This window comes from Pseudomonas sp. (genome assembly GCF_036387035.1).
Classification (GTDB): Bacteria; Pseudomonadota; Gammaproteobacteria; order Pseudomonadales; family Pseudomonadaceae; genus Aquipseudomonas.
Genome location: NZ_DASVUM010000270.1, coordinates 1 through 17,794, shown reverse-complemented (window position 1 = coordinate 17,794; position 17,794 = coordinate 1). Strand labels below are relative to the sequence as shown.

14 protein-coding genes are annotated in these 17,794 nt (G+C 61.5%); 5 read left to right on the top strand and 9 right to left on the bottom strand.

The genetic code is table 11. From position 1 onward, the window contains the following. A partial coding sequence (locus VF672_RS24295; RefSeq protein WP_331107751.1) for a PAS domain-containing protein occupies positions 1 to 912 on the bottom strand: 912 nt, incomplete at its 3' end. A gap of 241 nt (positions 913 to 1,153) precedes the next feature. On the opposite strand from VF672_RS24295, the gene VF672_RS24290 reads away from it, so the two are divergent. Continuing rightward, positions 1,154 to 1,552, top strand: a complete 399-nt coding sequence (locus tag VF672_RS24290) for an EAL domain-containing protein (RefSeq protein WP_331107749.1) — start codon at positions 1,154 to 1,156, stop codon at positions 1,550 to 1,552. On the opposite strand, the gene VF672_RS24285 is transcribed toward VF672_RS24290, so the two are convergent. Further along, positions 1,538 to 2,371 carry a phosphatase PAP2 family protein gene (locus tag VF672_RS24285; RefSeq protein ID WP_331107747.1) on the bottom strand — a complete coding sequence of 278 codons (834 nt, stop codon included), beginning with the start codon at positions 2,369 to 2,371 and terminating at the stop codon, positions 1,538 to 1,540. The two genes, VF672_RS24290 and VF672_RS24285, sit on opposite strands and share 15 nt — an antisense overlap. A gap of 422 nt (positions 2,372 to 2,793) precedes the next feature. On the opposite strand from VF672_RS24285, the gene VF672_RS24280 reads away from it, so the two are divergent. Beyond that, complete coding sequence (locus tag VF672_RS24280) at positions 2,794 to 3,381, top strand: histidine phosphatase family protein (RefSeq protein ID WP_331107745.1); 588 nt, start codon at positions 2,794 to 2,796, stop codon at positions 3,379 to 3,381. Between the two features lie 21 nt (positions 3,382 to 3,402). On the opposite strand, the gene VF672_RS24275 is transcribed toward VF672_RS24280, so the two are convergent. From VF672_RS24275 to VF672_RS24265, 3 genes are all read right to left on the bottom strand, one after another. Next, on the bottom strand, positions 3,403 to 3,750 hold the full coding sequence (locus tag VF672_RS24275; RefSeq protein ID WP_331107743.1) for a winged helix-turn-helix domain-containing protein: 348 nt from the start codon (positions 3,748 to 3,750) through the stop codon (positions 3,403 to 3,405). 1,934 nt (positions 3,751 to 5,684) lie between these two features. Then, complete coding sequence (locus tag VF672_RS24270) at positions 5,685 to 7,079, bottom strand: UDP-glucose/GDP-mannose dehydrogenase family protein (RefSeq protein WP_331107741.1); 1,395 nt, start codon at positions 7,077 to 7,079, stop codon at positions 5,685 to 5,687. Between the two features lie 119 nt (positions 7,080 to 7,198). Further along, positions 7,199 to 8,560, bottom strand: coding sequence for an HD domain-containing phosphohydrolase (locus VF672_RS24265; protein ID WP_331107739.1), 1,362 nt, complete (start codon positions 8,558 to 8,560; stop codon positions 7,199 to 7,201). 196 nt (positions 8,561 to 8,756) lie between these two features. On the opposite strand from VF672_RS24265, the gene VF672_RS24260 reads away from it, so the two are divergent. From VF672_RS24260 to VF672_RS24250, 3 genes are read left to right on the top strand one after another with little or no spacing between them, the layout of a single operon-like run. Then, entirely contained in the window at positions 8,757 to 9,719 is a 963-nt protein-coding gene (locus tag VF672_RS24260) for a cytochrome-c peroxidase (protein ID WP_414705656.1), read from the top strand. Then, positions 9,716 to 11,530 (top strand): DAHL domain-containing protein, encoded by a 1,815-nt coding sequence (locus VF672_RS24255; RefSeq protein WP_331107737.1) that lies wholly within the window; start codon positions 9,716 to 9,718, stop codon positions 11,528 to 11,530. Before VF672_RS24260 ends, VF672_RS24255 begins: the two co-directional genes overlap by 4 nt. Then, on the top strand, positions 11,527 to 12,927 hold the full coding sequence (locus VF672_RS24250) for an ATP-binding protein (RefSeq protein ID WP_331107735.1): 1,401 nt from the start codon (positions 11,527 to 11,529) through the stop codon (positions 12,925 to 12,927). The genes VF672_RS24255 and VF672_RS24250 overlap by 4 nt, the downstream gene beginning before the upstream one ends. 36 nt (positions 12,928 to 12,963) lie before the next feature. Here VF672_RS24250 and VF672_RS24245 read toward each other — a convergent pair whose 3' ends face one another. The 4 genes from VF672_RS24245 to VF672_RS24230 form a co-directional block, all read right to left on the bottom strand. Then, positions 12,964 to 14,889: a hybrid sensor histidine kinase/response regulator gene (locus VF672_RS24245; protein WP_331107733.1), complete on the bottom strand. Its 1,926-nt coding sequence runs from the start codon at positions 14,887 to 14,889 to the stop codon at positions 12,964 to 12,966. A 121-nt stretch (positions 14,890 to 15,010) separates the two neighbouring features. Further along, positions 15,011 to 15,838 carry a DUF1206 domain-containing protein gene (locus VF672_RS24240; protein ID WP_331107731.1) on the bottom strand — a complete coding sequence of 276 codons (828 nt, stop codon included), beginning with the start codon at positions 15,836 to 15,838 and terminating at the stop codon, positions 15,011 to 15,013. A gap of 572 nt (positions 15,839 to 16,410) precedes the next feature. After that, positions 16,411 to 17,409 (bottom strand): alpha/beta hydrolase, encoded by a 999-nt coding sequence (locus VF672_RS24235; RefSeq protein WP_331107729.1) that lies wholly within the window; start codon positions 17,407 to 17,409, stop codon positions 16,411 to 16,413. Between the two features lie 147 nt (positions 17,410 to 17,556). Then, positions 17,557 to 17,794 (bottom strand): hypothetical protein (locus VF672_RS24230; protein WP_331107727.1); only part of this gene is annotated, 238 nt, incomplete at its 5' end.

The following is a 17,794-nucleotide window of genomic DNA, read 5'->3' as shown; positions in this document are numbered from 1 at the left end:
CAGGTGCGCCTCGGTGACGTCGTAGCCTTCGCAGAAAATCCCGGTGATCTGGCCCGAATCATCCAGCAGCGGTTCGTAGATGAAATCCAGATAGCGCACTTCGCAGGGCGCATCGGGATGGCTGAGCTGGATCGGCGTGCGCTGCTGCACCAGCCGCTCGCCGGTGGTGTAGACCGCATCGAGCCACTCGTAAAAGCCTTGACCGCCCAGCTCCGGGAACGCCTCGTAAATGGTCTTGCCAACGTAATCGCGCTCACCGAACAGCCGGATGTAGGACTGATTGACGAATTCGAAGCGGTGTTCGGGGCCGTGGAGCACGGTGATGAAACCGGGCGCCTGCTCGAACATTTTGCGCTGACGGACGAGTTCCGACGCCTTGCGCTGCTCCGAGAGAATTCGGTCGGTGACTTCGTGACCCTGGTTGAGCACGCCGGCGATGCGCCCGTTCTCGCCGCGAATCGGCGTGAAGCTGTAGTTCCACCACGTCTCTTGCAGGGTCCCGCCGCGCTCCATCATCAGCGGTTGATCAAACGCCGAAAAGCCTTCGCCATCCCGAACCGCCGCTTCAAGCTGCGGGCCGACGACGCCCCAGATGATCGGCCAGACCTCACGTGCCGGCCGCCCCAGCACCGCAGGATGCCGTTCCGCTGGAATGGGCGCCCAGGCGTCGTTGTACAGCAGGCAGAAATCGTCGCCCCAATAGATGGCCGTCGGGAAGCTGGAATGCAGGCAAATGCTGATAGCCGATCGCAGCGACTGCGGCCAGTGCGCAGGCTCGCCCAGGGACGTCGACGCCCAGTCAAACGCCCGGATCAGCTGCCCCATTTCACCCCCTCCAAGGAGAAAATCCAGCGGGCCGGTTTGTACGTTTTCCGACTTCATGGGCGACATCTCGACGCTGGAATTCAACATATAGGGGACTTGAGACGGGGGATGGGATGTGCGCCCCTGGATGAACGGCGGCGCGTGCCAGCCAAGCAGTTTAACAAGGCATAGCACCGAGCCACCATCCGGGCGGCGCCAGTGTGACAGCAATGCTCGCGCCTGTGTGACAGTTATATCCACCGCCGGGCGGCTGGACTCAAATCACGAGCGGCGCTTGCCGCGTGCATTGCCGGCCTGACGCGCAGCGGGCATCATCCGCGTCGAGGGCGTGTCCAGCACGCTGCTCAAATGCGAACAACTGGGGGTGCGTTTTGCGCTGGATGATTTCGGAACCGGTTATTCGTCCCTGAGTTACCTGAAACGACTGCCGGTGGCGCAGTTGAAGATCGACCAGACGTTTATTCACGGCATGCTCGATGCCCCCGGGGACATCTCGATCCTGCAGGCGATTATCGGCCTGGCCACCGCGTTCGGTCAGGAAGTGATCGCCGAGGGTGTCAACAGCCCTGCGCAGGCGATCCGGTTGCTGCAAATGGGCTGCGAGATCGCCCAGGGCTTCGGCATCGCCGAACCGATGCCGGCGGCGCAGCTGTGCGACTGGATCGCCCGCGGGAAGGCTGATCCGCAGGTGCGCCGGCTCTGGGCTGGCGACTCAGCCGAGTCCTGACAGCGCTTGTTCCGGCGCAGGCGGCGCTGAGCCGGGTGCCTGCACAGCCGGCGACGCAAGCCGCCGCCAGCCATAAAAGGCCAGGGCGGTGAGCAGCGCGCTGATCCACACGATCACCCCGGCCCAGAACGTGTGCGACATGAAATGCCAGCCCTGCAAGACACGCGTGGTGCCGTAAATCGCGCCCAGCAGCGTCGATGCATAGAGAATCGCCCGGGCATGACGCCATTGATGACGTCGCGCGACGAAGTACAGCGCCACCATCGTGAAGCCGCCCGATGCATGTCCGCCCGGCCAGCAGCGCCCCGGCCCGGCCTCATGGAAGAGGCTGAAGTTCTCGAACCACTCCTTCTTCTCCATCGTCCCGCCATACAGCGTGGTTTCCACCGGGCAGTAGATGCTGGTGTGGCTTTTGAAGAAGTGGATCATGCCGGTGATCACCGCGAACGACACGACGATGAACAGAAAGTCCCGGCGATAACGAGCGGTAAAGCGCAGCAGCGGGGCGATGCGCAGCGCTTCCAGCAAACGCAGAAGGCGGTCGTGCTTCCCCGGTTTCATCAGCGGCCAAATGAACGACAGGATCGAGCCGATGATCGCGGCTTCTCCGGTGAGGTCGGGAATGATCCGCGGCCAGCGGTGGGTCAGGTTCTCAAACAGGCGATTGTGGCCAAACGGGAATTCGTGGTTTGGGTAGTACAGCCAGTTGCTGATGATCTCGTCCAGCGAAGTGAGGTCGAAGACCGCAAATATCGCCAGCGCAATCGCGAGCGGCAAACCCAGGTTCCAGGCGAAAAATCTCAATGGTTCGCTTCGCACGTTGGCGTGTCCCGATAGACGTAAATGATCAACTTTGCCGAGCCGTTGCCGACCCATGAAAACTAGACGAACGGAGGTCAAGCGGCGGTGAAGGCAATGTGAAAACTCTATTCAAGGTATGAAGCACTTGGCTGTTTGTCGAAGTAAGTCACTATCGCTGGAATGTTTATGAACAGCTGTTGAGCTAGCGCGATGAACGGCATTAACGAGCACTTTTTTTTCACGTGCCATTCACCGAATAACAATGCATCGCTGTTTACGCTTGTTGCTATCCCAAGACACAGACGCCCGTTCAGCGATGGGCTAATAGTCGGAGCAACATGATGCAAGACCACTTTGATACTCCGTCCGCGCCTGTGGCGAGGCGATTACCTGGACACCGCCATACGCTAAGGGTGTTGCTGAGCACCGGCGCTATCGCCGTGTTGCTTCTACTGCTGACGGGCTACACCTATTGGCCGCGTTCGCCGATTGAACTCGCCAGCGGCGAAAACATGAGCAGGGCGGGCCTCTATGAAAGCTGGAAGAAAGGCGAGGTGGTTGTGCTGGTGCGTCACGGCGAGCGCTGCGACCGCTCGGACAATGAATGCCTCGGGCCGAAAGACGGGATCACCCGCAACGGCAGCCAAGTGTCTGCCGACGTCGGACGTTCAATCAGCCAGTTGGGCTTGAGCCAGACCGATGTCCTCACCAGCCCCTCCACGCGCACCGCACAAACCGCCGCAGCCTTGTTCGGCCATCCGGTCGCGTCCCAGGATTGGCTGTTTGATTGCGAGAAGATGAACCTTGGGCAGGTCATGGCCCACAAGGCGTCTCAGCGTAATCTGGTGTTGGTGACTCACAGCGAATGCATAGGCCAGATCGAACGTCAGCAGGGTTATCCCAATGCCGACACCAGCGAATACAGCAGTGCGGTATTTATCTCGCTGGATAAACGCAGTCGGCCCGTTATTAGAGGCGTGCTGAATCCCGAGGACTGGAAGCAACTGGCGATGACGGGAGGTCAGTGAAGCGAAGGGCGGTGTTTGCCGCTATTTACGAAGTTGATAGCCGACGCCATACACGGTATGAACCAGCGGAAACGCAAAGCCGTCATCGACCACTTTTCTGATCTGATGCACCCGCGTCCCGAGGCCAGCACTTTTGTCGGCGCCGTGTTCGCCCCAGAGCATTTCTGCGATCTCTTCTTTGCTGACAATGCCGGGACTTTTCAACATCAGCAACGCCAGTATGTCGATGTTGGTCGGGTTGAGTTTCAAGTGTTTGTCGGCACGAAATGCCCGGTACTTTCCGGTATCCAGCACCAGGTCTTCAACAACCAGCATATAAATGATTCCACGCTTGCGACAGTGGCGGGATGGTAGGGCGGTGATTGTCAAAAATAGGTCCGGGTGTTGTGAATATCTTGTTGTCGCAACGACCGCTTCCCGGCTGAAGCCGGTCCTACTAAAGCATCGCGTTCAGTCAGCGGGATCGCCGCTGAGCCTTTAATGTGCGACCGGCTTCAGCCGGGAAGGCGTCAGGTGTCACACCGCTAATCTCGATCGAACATACGGGCCTATTCCCGGCTAAAGCCGGTCCCACTAAAGCATCGCGTGCACTCAGCGGGATTGGGCCTGGACCCATTTTCGGCCGGGTGCATCCGGTGGGATTGCCGCTGAGCCCATTTGGCTTTGGGTGCATCCGGTAGAATCGCCACTGAGCCTTTAATGTGGGACCGGCTTCAGCCGGGAAGGCGTCAGTGGTCACACTGCTAAATCTCGAGCGAACACACGGGCCTCTTCCCGGCTAAAGCCGGTCCTACTAATGCGGCGGGTGCAGTCAGCGGGATTGGGCCTGGACCACATCGCGTGCATCCAGCGGGATTGCCGCTGGACCCATTTTGCGCCGGGTGCATTCGGTGGGATTGCCGCTGAGCCCATTTGGCTTTGGGTGCATCCGGTAGAATCGCCGCTGAGCCCTCAATGTGGGACCGGCTTCAGCCGGGAAGGCGTCAGCTGCCAAACCGCTGAATCTGGAGCGAACACACGGGCCTCTTCCCGGCTAAAGCCGGTCCCACTAAAGCACCGCGTACAGTCAGCGGGATTGGGGCTGGACCCATTTTGCGCCGGGTGCATCCGGTGGGATTGCCGCTGAGCCCACTTTGCTCTGGGTGCATCCAGCGGGATTGCCGCTGAGCCCATTTGGCTCTGGGTGCATCCGGTGGGATTGCCGCTGAGCCCGTTTGGCTTTGGGTGCATCCGGTAGAATCGCCACTGAGCCTTTAATGTGGGACCGGCTTCAGCCGGGAAGGCGTCAGGTGTCACACCGCTAATCTCGATCGAACATACGGGCCTCTTCCCGGCTAAAGCCGGTCCCACTAAAGCGCCGCGTACAGTCAGCGGGATTGGGCCTGGCCCATTTTGCGCCGGATGCATCCGGTGGGATTGCCGCTGAGCCCATTTGGCTCTGGGTGCATCCGGTGGGATTGCCGCTGAGCCCTCAATGTAGGACCGGCTTCAGCCGGGAAGGCGTCAGTTGTGACACCGCTAAATCTCGAGCGAACACACGGGCCTCTTCCCGGCTAAAGCCGGTCCCACTAAAGCACCGCGTACAGTCAGCGGGATTGGGGCTGGTCCCATTTTGCTCTGGGTGCATCCGGTGGGATCGGCGCTTAGCCCATTTGGCTTTGGGTGCATCCGGTAGAATCGCCGCTGAGCCCTCAATGTGGGACCGGCTTCAGCCGGGAAGGCGTCAGTTGTCACCCCGCGAAATCTCGAGCGAACACACGGGCCTCTTCCCGGCTAAAGCCGGTCCCACCAAAGCATCGCGTGCAGTCAGCGGGATTGGGCCTGGACCACATCGCGTGCATCCAGCGGGATTGCCGCTGGACCCATTTTGCGCCGGGTGCATTCGGTGGGATTGCCGCTGAGCCCTCAATGTAGGACCGGCTTCAGCCGGGAAGGCGTCAGTTGTTACACCGCTAATCTCGAGCGAACACACGGGCCTCTTCCCGGCTAAAGCCGGTCCCACTAAAGCGCCGCGTACAGTCAGCGGGATTGGGCCTGGCCCATTTTGCGCCGGATGCATCCGGCGGGATCGGCGGTGAGCATTTAATGTGGGACCGGCTTCAGCCGGGAAGGCGTCAGTTGTGACACCGCTAAATCTCGAGCGAACACACGGGCCTCTTCCCGGCTAAAGCCGGTCCCACTAAAGCACCGCCGCGTACAGTCAGCGGGATTGCCGCTGGACCCATTTTGCTCCGGGTGCATCCGGTGGGATCGGCGCTGAGCCCTAAATGTAGGACCGGCTTCAGCCGGGAAGGCGTCGGTCGCTACACCATCGCTCCACCTGCCACGCTTTTGTACGGCATCCACTGTTTCTGCGGCATCGGCAATTCACAAGATTCTCCACGACCGATCGGGAAGTAATGAAAGCCGTTTTGCGCCAGCCGCTCGGTGTCGTACAGGTTGCGGCCGTCGAAGATCACCGGGGCGGCAAGGCGTTGCTGGATCAGCTCGAAATCCGGGGCCTTGAACTGTTGCCATTCGGTGCAGATGATCAGCGCGTCGGCGTCGTTCAGCGTCGACTCCGGCGTGCCCATCAGGATCAGGTCGTTGCGGTGGCCGTAGAGCCGTTGGGTCTCCTGCATCGCTTCGGGGTCGAACGCGCGCACGGTGGCGCCGGCGTCCCACAGCGCTTCCATCAGCACCCGGCTCGGCGCGTCGCGCATGTCATCGGTGTTGGGCTTGAACGCCAGCCCCCACAAAGCGAAGGTCTTGCCGCGCAAGTCCCCTTGGTAGAACGCCTTGACCCGTTCGAAGAGTTTATTCTTCTGCCGCTCGTTGATCGCCTCGACCACCGCCAGCAGGTCGTTGGAGCAGTGGGCTTCCCGGGCGCTGTGGATCAGGGCGCGAATGTCCTTGCCGAAGCACGAGCCGCCGTAGCCGCAACCGGGGTAAATGAAGTCATAACCGATGCGCGAATCCGCACCGATGCCCAGCCTCACCGACTCCACGTCCGCTCCCAGGTGCTCGGCCAGTTCGGCGATCTGGTTGATGAAGCTGATCTTGGTCGCGAGCATGCAATTGGCCGCGTACTTGGTCAGCTCGGCGCTGCGCAGGTCCATGAACATGATCCGGTCATGGTTGCGGTTGAAGGGCGCGTACAGCTCGCGCATGACCTTGCGCACGGCGTCATTGTCGCAGCCGATGACGATCCGGTCCGGGCGCCGGCAGTCGTTGACCGCCGAGCCTTCCTTGAGAAACTCGGGGTTGGAGACGATATCGAACTGCAACAGTCGCCCGGCCTGACGCAGCGCCTTGTCGATGTGCGCGCGCAAGGCGTCGCCGCTGCCGACGGGCACCGTGGACTTCTCAACGATGATCAGCGGCTCTGAACGGTGCGCTGCGATCGCCTCGCCGACGGCGAAAAAGCCACTCAGGTCGGCCGAACCGTCGTCGCAGGACGGGGTGCCCACGGCGATGAACAGCACCTCGGCGTGCTCGACCGCCTGCCGGGTGTCCGTGGTGAAATGCAGGCGCTTGTTTTCCAGGTTCTCGCGCACCAGGCTGGCCAGCCCCGGCTCAAAGAGATGCACCTGACCCTGGCGCAACTGCTCGACCTTGGCCTGATCGATGTCCATGCAGACCACATCGTGGCCCACTTCAGCAAGCACGGTGGCTTGCACCAGTCCGACATACCCGCTACCGAAAACGCTGATTTTCATGGAAAGATCCTGTGGAGGAGGGCTGGAAATGCGCCGGATAGGCCCGACGCGCTCAGCTTGACAGCCACAGTTTTCGATCTCGTGAACGTGTAACGGAATAATGCAGTCCGGCACCGGCCTCAGGCGCTGGGTTCGGCCACGCCCGCGGGCTTCTCTGGCAAGCGTACGAAAATGGTGTACCTGGCCTTGTTCTCCATGGCCTCGAACGCGGTCAGCTTGGCGATCAGCGCAGCGTTGAGGAGTTTGCCGGCGTTGAGCAGCAGCATGCCGTTTTCGGCATTGAGGTTGCGCACCAGCGTCATACCGGGGACCAGATCACGCGTACTGACCGCTTTGACAAGAGGATCGTTGAGGATCGCATCGTTCAGATAAGAGGCGCATGCGGCGGCAAAACCCTCGATCAGGGCCGGGTCATAGAGCTTGCCGGCATATTTGCGGACAAAGAGAAGCGCCTCGTCGCTGCTCATGTGCCGTTCCATGATCAGGCCGCGCTGCAGCTCGATGAAATCCACCGCCAGCTTGAGCAGACGTGCGCCGTAAGGGATCGCCTCGCCCTTGAGCCGCGCGGGGAAACCCGTGCCATCCCAGCGCTCCTGATGATGAAGTATAAGCCTGGTCGCATCCTGCATCGGCTCCAGGGTCATCAACAGGGATTCACTTTGCTGCGGATAACCGTAGTACGTCGCCTTGTCGGCGTGCGTGACCTGGTCCGCAGGGGTGTTGATCAGCGCGTCGCTCCAGCCTAGCTTGCCGATGTTGTAAAGCGCGGCGGCCATGCCCAGGTCGCGTCGGGTTGCCTCGTCGAGGGCAAACTGTTCGCCACAGGCGTTGATCAGGTCGATGACCTGGCGGTTGGTCTGCTTGTCTGGCGGCAGGCGCTGGTTGACCAGCAGTGAAAACACCTCGGTCCCCGTGGCGTAACTGTGCTTGAGCTCTTCGTAGGCGAGGTCAAGCATGTCCGCGGTCTGCTGTAGCTCCGAAGTGCGGGCTAGCACGCGTTTTTCCAACGTCGCGTTGAGGCTTTTCAGCTCGTCGTTCTGACGTTGGGTCAGGCGCTCGAGACGCTGCCGCTCACGTTCGGAAAACTGCAAGGCGAGCGACTGGCGCAACGTCAAAACAAGTTCTTCATCCGTCCAGGGCTTGGCGATGTAGCGATGGATCTGACCTTCGTTGATGGCCTTGGCAATGGTCTCCAGATCGGCGTAGCCGGTGAGCAGAATGCGAACGGTGTCCGGGTACGAGGCGTAGACACGCGCCAGCAGCGTCGCGCCGTCCATGTTCGGCATGCGCGCATCGCTGACGATCAGGTCGATGCGTCGTTCGGCCATGATTGCCAGAGCCTGCTCGCCACCGGTGGCCAACAGCACGTCATAGGGCTGGCCGCGCAGGAGACGGCGCAGGCTGTTCAATATGGGCTCTTCGTCGTCCACCAACAGCACGGCGGGACGTGGTTGCAATGCACCACTGGATGAGTCTTCCATGATGGGACCTCACGTCTATATCGGAAACGTTACTGAGCTCAAACGCCCTGCATGACGCAAGGTTAGACGAAATGCATCGCCCGGTGGCAGGGCCTGGAGAATATAAATACGGCCCTAAACTTCACCCTTATCAAGCCGACACAGAGGCATGAGTGGTAGGCAATTGCCACGGCTCGACAGGATGACGAGGTTGAGCATGGCCGTTCGACAATTCACAGCGCTGCTGATGACCTGGCTTATCCTCGGCGGCGTCGTGGTCAACGCCCAGCCACTCGATGAGCCGCTCAAGCCGTTGCCTGCGCCGCCGATGCTGGACCCCGCCCGGGTCGAACTCGGGCGCAAGCTGTTCAACGACCCAGGCTTGTCGGCCAATGCCAGCGTGTCCTGCTCCAGTTGCCATCAGTTGGACCGCGGCGGGGCTGATAACAAGGCTTTTTCGATCAACGCCAACGGCCAACCGGAGCCGGTGAATACGCCATCCGTGTTCAACGCCAGTCTTAATTTCAAACAGTTCTGGGACGGTCGCGCCGACACGCTTGAGCAACAGATCGACGCCGTGGTGCGCAGCCCCGACGAAATGGCCACGACCTGGACCGCGCTGCTGGCCACCCTTGGCAACGATGCGGCCTATCGCAGCGAGTTCATGGCGGCCTACCCCGAAGGCATCGCTGCAGCCACTGTGCAGAATGCGCTGGCCAGCTATCTGCGCACGCTGTTGAGCACCGACTCGCGCTTCGACCATTACCTGAGCGGTGAGACCGAGGTCTTGACCACGGAGGAAAAATACGGCTATCAACGCTTCAAGGAGTACGGCTGCATCGCCTGCCATCAGGGGGTGAACATCGGCGGCAATATGTTCCAGAAGTTTGGCGTCATGGGCGATTATTTCCAGGCGCGAGGCCACCTCGCCGACGCCGATCTCGGCCGTTATCGGGTCACCGGTGACGAAGAAGACCGCTACGTGTTCAAGGTGCCCAGCCTGCGCAACGTAGCCGTCACCGCACCGTACTTTCACGATGCCTCGGCGGCTACGCTGGTCGATGCCGTAGACGTGATGTTCAAGTATCAATTGGGGCGCCTGCCGAGCGAGGAGGACAAACGTTTGATCGTGCTGTTCCTTAATACCTTGACCGGCCGATGGCAAGGCAAGCCTCTATGAGACGCCCCTCGACGGTGGTGAGGCAACTGGTGCTCGCCGCGATCGCGCTGGCGCTGGTCTTGGGCCTCAGCTATCTGTATGCGCGCTCGCAGACGGATACATCCGAGTCATACACGCAGTCCCGGGACCTGGTGCGGCAGATCAAGCAGCTCAACGCCCAATGGGAGACCGAAATCCTCAAGAGCCGGATTGCACTGACCCACGACTATGATCGGCTGGTGTTTCCGCTCGCCGAAATCCAGCGCCTGTGGGTGCAACTCACCGAGTTGCTGGGAGACCCGAAAGGGCCTGATGCCGTTCGCTGGAGGGCGGACCGCGACGGGTTCGTCCAAGCGATTGGCGAGAAGGCGCGGCTCGTCGAGCAGTTCAAATCCCACAATGCCGTTTTGCGCAATTCCCTGACATTTCTTGCCACTGCCGAAGACGATATACAACTGCAATTCGCGCAGCTCCATCCTGGCGAGCGGCTGAGGCTGCAGAACATCGCCACGGACACCTACGACGTGTTGCTCAGTTGCCTGGAATTCTCTCAGGCAACCACGGACACCAAGGCAGCCGAGGTCCTGCTGGGCCTCAACCAGCTCGCGATTAACAAGCAGGTGCTGCCAGCCGGTTTTCTACCGGCGATGGAAAACCTCAGCAATCACGTGGCCCTTATCTTGCGCGAGCAACCTCTGGTGAATGACCTGTTGGCCCGAATAACGGCGCTGCCGGTGGCCGGGCAACTGGATCGCGTCAACGCACTGCTCGATCAAGATCAACAGCGCGTCGATACCACCAACCAGCGCTACCACACCTACTTGCAGATATTCTCGATCATCGCCGTGTGCCTGTTAGCGTTTCTGGGCAAGCGGCTGTTGCACAGTTATCAGGTGATCAATCGGGTCAACGAAGACCTTCAGGCGGCCAACGAAGGGCTGGAACAGCGGGTTGAAACGCGCACCCGGGAACTCAAGGATGCGCAGGCGGAGTTGCTGGATGCCGCGCGCCAGTCCGGCATGGCGGAGATTGCCACCAACGTGCTGCACAACGTCGGCAATATCCTCAACAGCGTTAACGTGTCCGCCGAAATGGTCACGCGTCAGGTGCGCAACAGCAAAAGCGCCGGGCTGGAAAAAGCCATGCAACTGATCAACGCCCACGGCGCGGACCTGGGTCGCTTTTTCAGCGAGGATCCCAAAGGCCGGTTGGTGCCCGGATACCTCAATCAGCTGGTTGAAGCGATGACCGCCGAGCGGCAAAGCGTTATCGATGAGCTGCACCACCTCAGCACCAGCGTTGACCACATCAAGGAGATTGTCGCCACCCAGCAGTCCTATGCCGGGGTCGCCAACCTGGTGGAGCCGGTTCATATCGTGGACCTGATGGAAGATGCCCTGCGGATCAACTCCGGCGCCTTACACAGGCAGCAGGTCGATATCCGCCGCGACTTCGAGCAAGTCCCTGTAATCGTCGCCGATAAACACAGGCTATTGCTCATCATGGTCAATCTCATCAGCAACGCGCGCTTTGCCATGACCGGCACCAGCGAGAAGGTGAGGGCACTGACGTTGGGCATCCATGTGCTGGACCGTGCCTGGCTGCAGGTCAGCGTCAAGGACGATGGTGAGGGCATTACCCCGGCGAATATGGCGCGCTTGTTTACCCATGGCTTCACCACGCGCAAGGAAGGCCACGGCTTTGGCTTGCACAGCTGTGCACTGGCCGCTGTCGAAATGAAAGGCCGGTTGACCGCCCACAGTGACGGGCCTGGCGCGGGCGCAACGTTCACCCTGGAAATTCCGCTGATAACCGACGCAGGTGAAGCATGAATGTAAGCAATCGGCGAATTCTACTGGTCGATGACACCCCGTCGATACACGATGACTTTCGCAAGATACTGGCTCCGGCGGCGGATTTGACGCCGGCGCTTGACGATCTTGAGGCCGCGCTTTTTGGCACCGAGGCGGCGCCCGAAGTCGTGCCGTTCGAGCTGTGCTCGGCCTACGGCGGTCAGCAAGGGTTGCAGCACATCCAGCAGGGCATGGCCGACGCCCAGCCTTTCGCCATGGCGTTCGTCGACATGCGCATGCCCCAGGGCTGGGACGGGGTAGAAACGATCGAACATCTTTGGCACGCCGACCCGCGCCTGCAAGTGGTGATTTGCACGGCCTTTACCGACCATTCGTGGGGCGAACTGCTGGCGCGTCTGGACGGCCGTGACCGGTTGTTGATTCTGAAAAAACCGTTCGACAACATCGAGGTCATGCAACTCGCGAACGCGTTGACCAGCAAGTGGGAAATGACTGAACGCGCACAGTTGAAGATGCATGACCTGGAACTTCGCGTGGAACGTCGCACTCAGGAGTTCAAGCAGGCCAGCCATGCGCTGCAGGCGGAAATCGACGAGCGCAAGGCGCTTGAAGGCCAATTGGTGCAGTCGGAGAAGCTGGCGTCTCTGGGGCAACTGGCAGCGGGCATCGCCCACGAGATCAATAACCCCATTGGCTTCATATCGTCGAACCTGGGTACCCTGGCGCAGTACTTCTGCAAGTTTCAGGAAGTGCTGGAGGCCTACAAGGCCGCTGAAAGCCAGATCGTGTCGCCACAGATCATCGAAGAGCTTCGTGCGCTCAAGGAGCACCTGGACCTGCCGTTCATCGAGGAGGAAATTCCACTGATGATCCAGGAATCGCGCGACGGGGTAGGCCGCGCGGCGCAGATCGTGAAGGACTTGAAGGAGTTCTCCCGGGTTGACACCAGCCCTCAGTGGCAATGGGCGAACCTGCAGCGGGGAATTGATTCGACGCTGAACATCGTTGCCAACGAGGTGAAGTACAAGGCCGACGTGATCAAGCAGTTCCAGCCGCTGCCGGACATTGAATGCCTGCCTGCGCAGCTCAATCAGGTGGTGATGAATCTGGTGGTCAATGCCGCACAGGCCATCGGGCCGGAGAGGGGCACGATCACCCTGCGCAACGGCGTGGAAGGGCAAAGTGTATGGCTTGAGGTGAGTGATACGGGAGCCGGCATACCCGAGCATATTCTGCAGAAGATCTTCGATCCGTTCTTCACCACCAAACCGGTTGGGAAGGGCACGGGGCTAGGTCTGTCGCTTTCCTACGGCATCATCCAGAAGCACCGCGGCACGATCAGCGTGCAGAGCAGCGTTGGGGTTGGCACGACTTTTCGGGTCGAGCTGCCAATCCGTCAGCCCCGACCGCAATAACACGCCCGTGAGCGGGCCCATTCACTGCCTCAGGCGCTAACCTGCAAGCACCGTGTCGAGCACGCCCTGCAGGTCGGCGACGCTGAACGGTTTTCTCAGCAGAATCGCGTCTGGGCCCACCGCACGCTCGATGGCAGCAGTCTCCGAATAGCCGCTGGCAAAGATGATGGGCAGGTCAGGCCGCCGGGTCTTCACCACCTCGGCCATTTGTGCACCGTTCATCCCCGGCATGGCGAAATCCACCACCAGCAGGTCGGGGTCGGCGTTGTCGAGCAGCGCAAGCCCGCGTTCGGCATCCTCGGCCGCCGTTACCTGAAAGCCCAGGGTCTCCAGCGAGTTGGCGATGAACAGCCTGACGTCGGGGTCGTCATCGACGACCAACACCTTTTTAGGGCCGTAGCTTGCCTGGGTCGCCCTGTCTTGATGGACATCGGCCAGGGCGCGCACCGGTTCAACCGAGGGCAGCCACACCACCACGGTCGTCCCTCGCGGCGCCTGCGGCTCGATGCGCGCGGTGCCCCCGGCCTGCTTCGCCATCGCGTAGACCTGACTCAGGCCCAGCCCAGTGCCCCGCCCGACGCCCTTGGTGGTATAGAACGGTTCGAAGGCGCGCGCGGCGACTGCTGCGGACATGCCCGTGCCGGTGTCGGATACGCGAATCTCTACGTAGTCGCCTGGCTGCAGGTCTGCGTCCTCCTGCACGCTTTTTTCGCTGACGGCGAGGGTCAACTCGCCGCCCTCGGGCATGGCATCACGGGCGTTGATGGCCAGGTTCAACAGGGCCATTTCCAGCTGCGTCGGGTCCGACAAAACACTGGGGGCACACCCTTCGGTGGCCGTGTTGACCCTGATCAACGGGCCGACGGAGCTGTTGAGAATCTCGGTCATGCCCTTGATCAGGCCGACGACATCGATGGGCCGAAGCTCGAACTTCTGCGCGCGGGAAAACGCCAGCAGTTGCGCAGTGAGCTTGGCGCCGCGTTCGGTCGCCTGCAACCCGTTACGGGCCAGTCGCGTGACGCGTTGTGGGTCCTGCGGCGAACGAAGGATAAGGTCCAGGCAACCCTGGGCGGCCTGCAGCAGGTTATTGAAATCATGGGCCAGGCCACCGGTGAGTTGCCCCACGGCCTCCATTTTGTGACCCTGCCTGAGCGTCTCCTCACGGCGCAGGTCTTCACTGATGTCCCGGCCGACCGTGTAGAAACTGCCGCTGTCGGGTTGATCATCGGGCACAGCGGACCAGGCGAACGAAATAGGCGTGCCGTCCGCCTTGAGCAACCGGACGTGGAATTGATGCACCGGTTTGCCTGACTGAAGCGTCGCGACAACATCACCTGTCAGCGCCAGGTCGTCAGGATGGATGATTTCCGAAAACGGCCGCGCCAGCAGCGCTTCGGTCGAGCGGCCGAGCTGAAGTGACCACGCCGGGTTGACGGATTTCAGGTAGCCGTCGAAGGTGGCGACGCCGAACAGGTCGCGGCTCATTTCGAACAGACGATCGCGTTCACGTTTGGCGTCGATCACTTGCTGGCGCTCGGCGCTGACGCGTCCCGTGGTTTCGGTGCAGGCACAGAACAGGCCCATCACCGCGCCGTGCTCGTCCGGCACCGGGGTGTAGGAGAACGAGAAATGGGTTTCTTCGGGGTAGCCGTTGCGGTACAGCGTGAGCGTCAGGTCGTCCATTTGCACCGGCTCGCCATCGAACACCTTGTCCATCAAGGCGCCGACCTCCTGGCGGACCTCGGGCCATGTCTCGAAGAACGGCCGGGCGAATGCGCTGGGGTGGCGCTCGCCGAGCATGGGCGCGTAACCGTCGTTATAGAGCAGGACGCGCTGCGGGCCCCAAGCGATGAACATGGGTTGCCCGGAGCTGAGCATGACGCGTACCAGCGTGGTGAGCGGCTGGGGCCAGTGGGCGGGGTCGCCCAGTTCGGTGTCCGACCAGTTGTGGGTGCGAAACACGTTCCCCGCGTTTCCGCCGCCCGAGAAGGCTGCCGACCGCGGTGCATTACTCTGGTGATTCACGGCTCAGCGCCTCGAGTGCTTTAAGTGCGTGGTATGGCGGCACGTTACACGAGCCGGCTCAGCGCGGCGCGTGCAAATGCGTCATTCCGGGGACGTCCATGTTAATCCGCCGCCAGGCGGCTTCGGCAAAGCTGTACACCGAAAACGCAATCAGCCCCAGCGCCATCACCATTAATACGACGCCGCCGGCCGGCAGGTTTTGCAGGGCATTGAGCGCATCTTTCAGGCCGGGCGGGTGCATCGCCTGATAGCTCGAACCGCTGACGGCCAGCAGCACGCCCATTTCGATGAACGCCACGCCCCTGGCGATAAGGCCGAAACGTGAGACCGGGGTCACGTATTTCATGACCTCATCGTCGGCTTCGAAGTACCTCTCGAACGACGCTTTCCAGCCTTTGAACAGGTGCGCGATGCCCACACCCAGCGGCACCAGCGCGACGAGGTACACCACCAGATTGGAATGCTTCCACGACAGCAGGTGGGAGAGCAGGTCCTGGGTCTGGCCGCCGCCGGAGCCGCCGGAACTGCGCAGACCGTCGATCAGCAGGCCCAGGGCAAAGAACGCCAGCGCACCGTTGACCAGCCCTCCCGCCAGCAACCCTGCGCGGATGACCAGGCCCTTGAGCTCGGTGCCGTGGTGGTCAACGTCACGCGTCGCCTGCAAAACGCGCCAGGCGGCGAACGCGAGCAGGCCTGCGACCACCAGACCGACCAGAATGTGGCCGAACGGCTGGCTAAACAGGGCTTCCAGGCTGCTGTGGCTGTCTTTGGGGCGAGACGAATCACGCGCAGCCAACAAGGCAAAAATACCGATGATCAGGTACAGAACGCCGCGGGCGGCATAGCCAGACCGGGCGAGCAGGACAAGGGTGTGATGCGGGGACATCGATGACACTCCGGGTAAGCGATAGATCAGCAGACCTGAGCCAGCGCGAGGGGTTCGATCACATTGCGTTTTACAGGACCGGCGCCACCGCAAATCATTGGCTGCACGCAATGCTTTTTAGTGGGACCGGCGTCACCGCGAATCTCACTGGCTGCACGCAATGCTTTTCCAGTGGGACCGGCGCAACCGCGAATCTCACTGGCTGCACGCAATGCTTTTCTAGTGGGACCGGCTTCAGCCGGGAGGAGGCCAGTCCAAACACCTTCATTTTCGCGGCGAGACAACTGACGCCTTCCCGGCTAAAGCCGGTCCCACATTCGAGTCCACACCCAATCCCACTGGCGGCACGCGATGCTTTTCCAGTGATACCGGCGCCACCGCGAATTCCACTGGCTGTACGCGATGCTTTTTAGTAGGACCGGCTTCAGCCGGGAAGGGGCCTCTCGGTACACCCTCAATTTAGCGGTATGGCTGCTGACGCCTTCCCGGCTAAAGCCAGTCCTACGGGTCAGCGCGACGGCGAGTCCCACTGATCAGTGCGACGGCAAACCCCACTGGTCAGTAAAACCCGATCACCCCGCAACGGACTGGATGCGCTGACGAATCCAGGCGCGGCTGTGTTCCAGCACGCGGTCGGCCATCAGGGTCGGGAAGTGGATGAAGCCGTGGGGCGCGTCCGGCAGCAGGTGCACTTCGACCCCGGCGGTCTTCGCCCAGCGATCCGCCAGCTGCAGGGTGTCGTCTCGTAACGGGTCGAGTTCGCCGACCCACATCAACGCGGGCGGGAAGCCTGCGAAATCGCCGTACAACGGAGAAAGCGGCGCTGACTGGCGCTGCGCATCGCTGATGCCCGGCGTCAGCCTGCGCAAGGCGTCGACCATGCCCGGCCCGTCCAGCACCAGCGTGTCGGCGCCTGCAGCGCGTACGCTCGGTGTGCCCGTCAAGTCGTAAACGCCGTAATAGAGCAGGGCGCCGTACACGCGCTGGAACAGTTCGGGCCATGCCTTGAGCTGCAGCAGGGTCGCTGCCGCCAGGTGCCCGCCCGCCGATTCGCCGACAACGATTACCGGCAGGCCGGCGAACTCCTGACAGCCGTCTCCCAGCAGCCAGCGTGCAGCGACCAGGCAATCGTCCATCAGCCCTTCAACCGGCGTAGCGCCGGCCAGCCGGTAATCGACCGAGACAACGGCCACGCCACAGTCCCGCACCATGGCCACGTTCAGGTCATCGTTCATCTGCGCGTTGCCGATCACCCAGCCGCCACCATGAAAGTCCAGCACCACGCCTTTGATGGCGCCCCTGGGCCGGATGATCCTCACCGGCACCCGATCGCCGTTGACGCTGGCCGTTGTGCTTTCAGCGTGCAAGCCATGCCGGGCCAGCCTGGCCGCGCCATTGAGCTGACCGACGCGCAACAGCGACTGGATCAGTAGCGGGGTGAAACGATTGCGGATGCGAAACCGCGGCCACCAGGCCAGCTTCTTGTTGAAGCGGCGAGCCTGTGCCCGTTCGTCTTCGGGGAAATGCAAACCGTCGGTGCTGTCCAAATGCGTGCTCTCTCTCGGGTTCATAGCAACCAGTCATGGATACCGTTGGTGTGCGCGCCGGGCGCGGAGTTCAGGTCCTTGGGCACATCCGCTTTATGCCCACTGCACCCGCTGATCGTGCCGACGCTCTGCGTGGGTATGCGCGCCTCGACGCTCCGCGTCACCTTGCCCTTACCGCTGGCCCACCGGTGTCGGTTTGATCAGCTGCAACTGCTGACGATAGTCATCGGTCACCTGCCGCGCCTGGCTGTTGCTGGTGATGACCCGCGGGGTGATCAGCACGACCAGCTCGGTGCGCTTCTTGCTCTTGCTGGTGTTGCCAAACAACCAGCGCAGGCCCGGGACACGACCCAGATACGGCACGGCGGACACGGTGTCGCTGTTGTCCTGTTTGATCAGGCCGCCAAGC

Coding starts and splice junctions, on each gene's coding strand:
- VF672_RS24260 (WP_414705656.1), top strand. CDS start 8,757: ATGGCCGTTCGACAATTCACAGCGCTGCTGATGACCTGGCTTATCCTC.
- VF672_RS24270 (WP_331107741.1), bottom strand. CDS start 7,079: ATGAAAATCAGCGTTTTCGGTAGCGGGTATGTCGGACTGGTGCAAGCC.
- VF672_RS24240 (WP_331107731.1), bottom strand. CDS start 15,838: ATGTCCCCGCATCACACCCTTGTCCTGCTCGCCCGGTCTGGCTATGCC.
- VF672_RS24265 (WP_331107739.1), bottom strand. CDS start 8,560: ATGGAAGACTCATCCAGTGGTGCATTGCAACCACGTCCCGCCGTGCTG.
- VF672_RS24250 (WP_331107735.1), top strand. CDS start 11,527: ATGAATGTAAGCAATCGGCGAATTCTACTGGTCGATGACACCCCGTCG.
- VF672_RS24235 (WP_331107729.1), bottom strand. CDS start 17,409: ATGAACCCGAGAGAGAGCACGCATTTGGACAGCACCGACGGTTTGCAT.
- VF672_RS24255 (WP_331107737.1), top strand. CDS start 9,716: ATGAGACGCCCCTCGACGGTGGTGAGGCAACTGGTGCTCGCCGCGATC.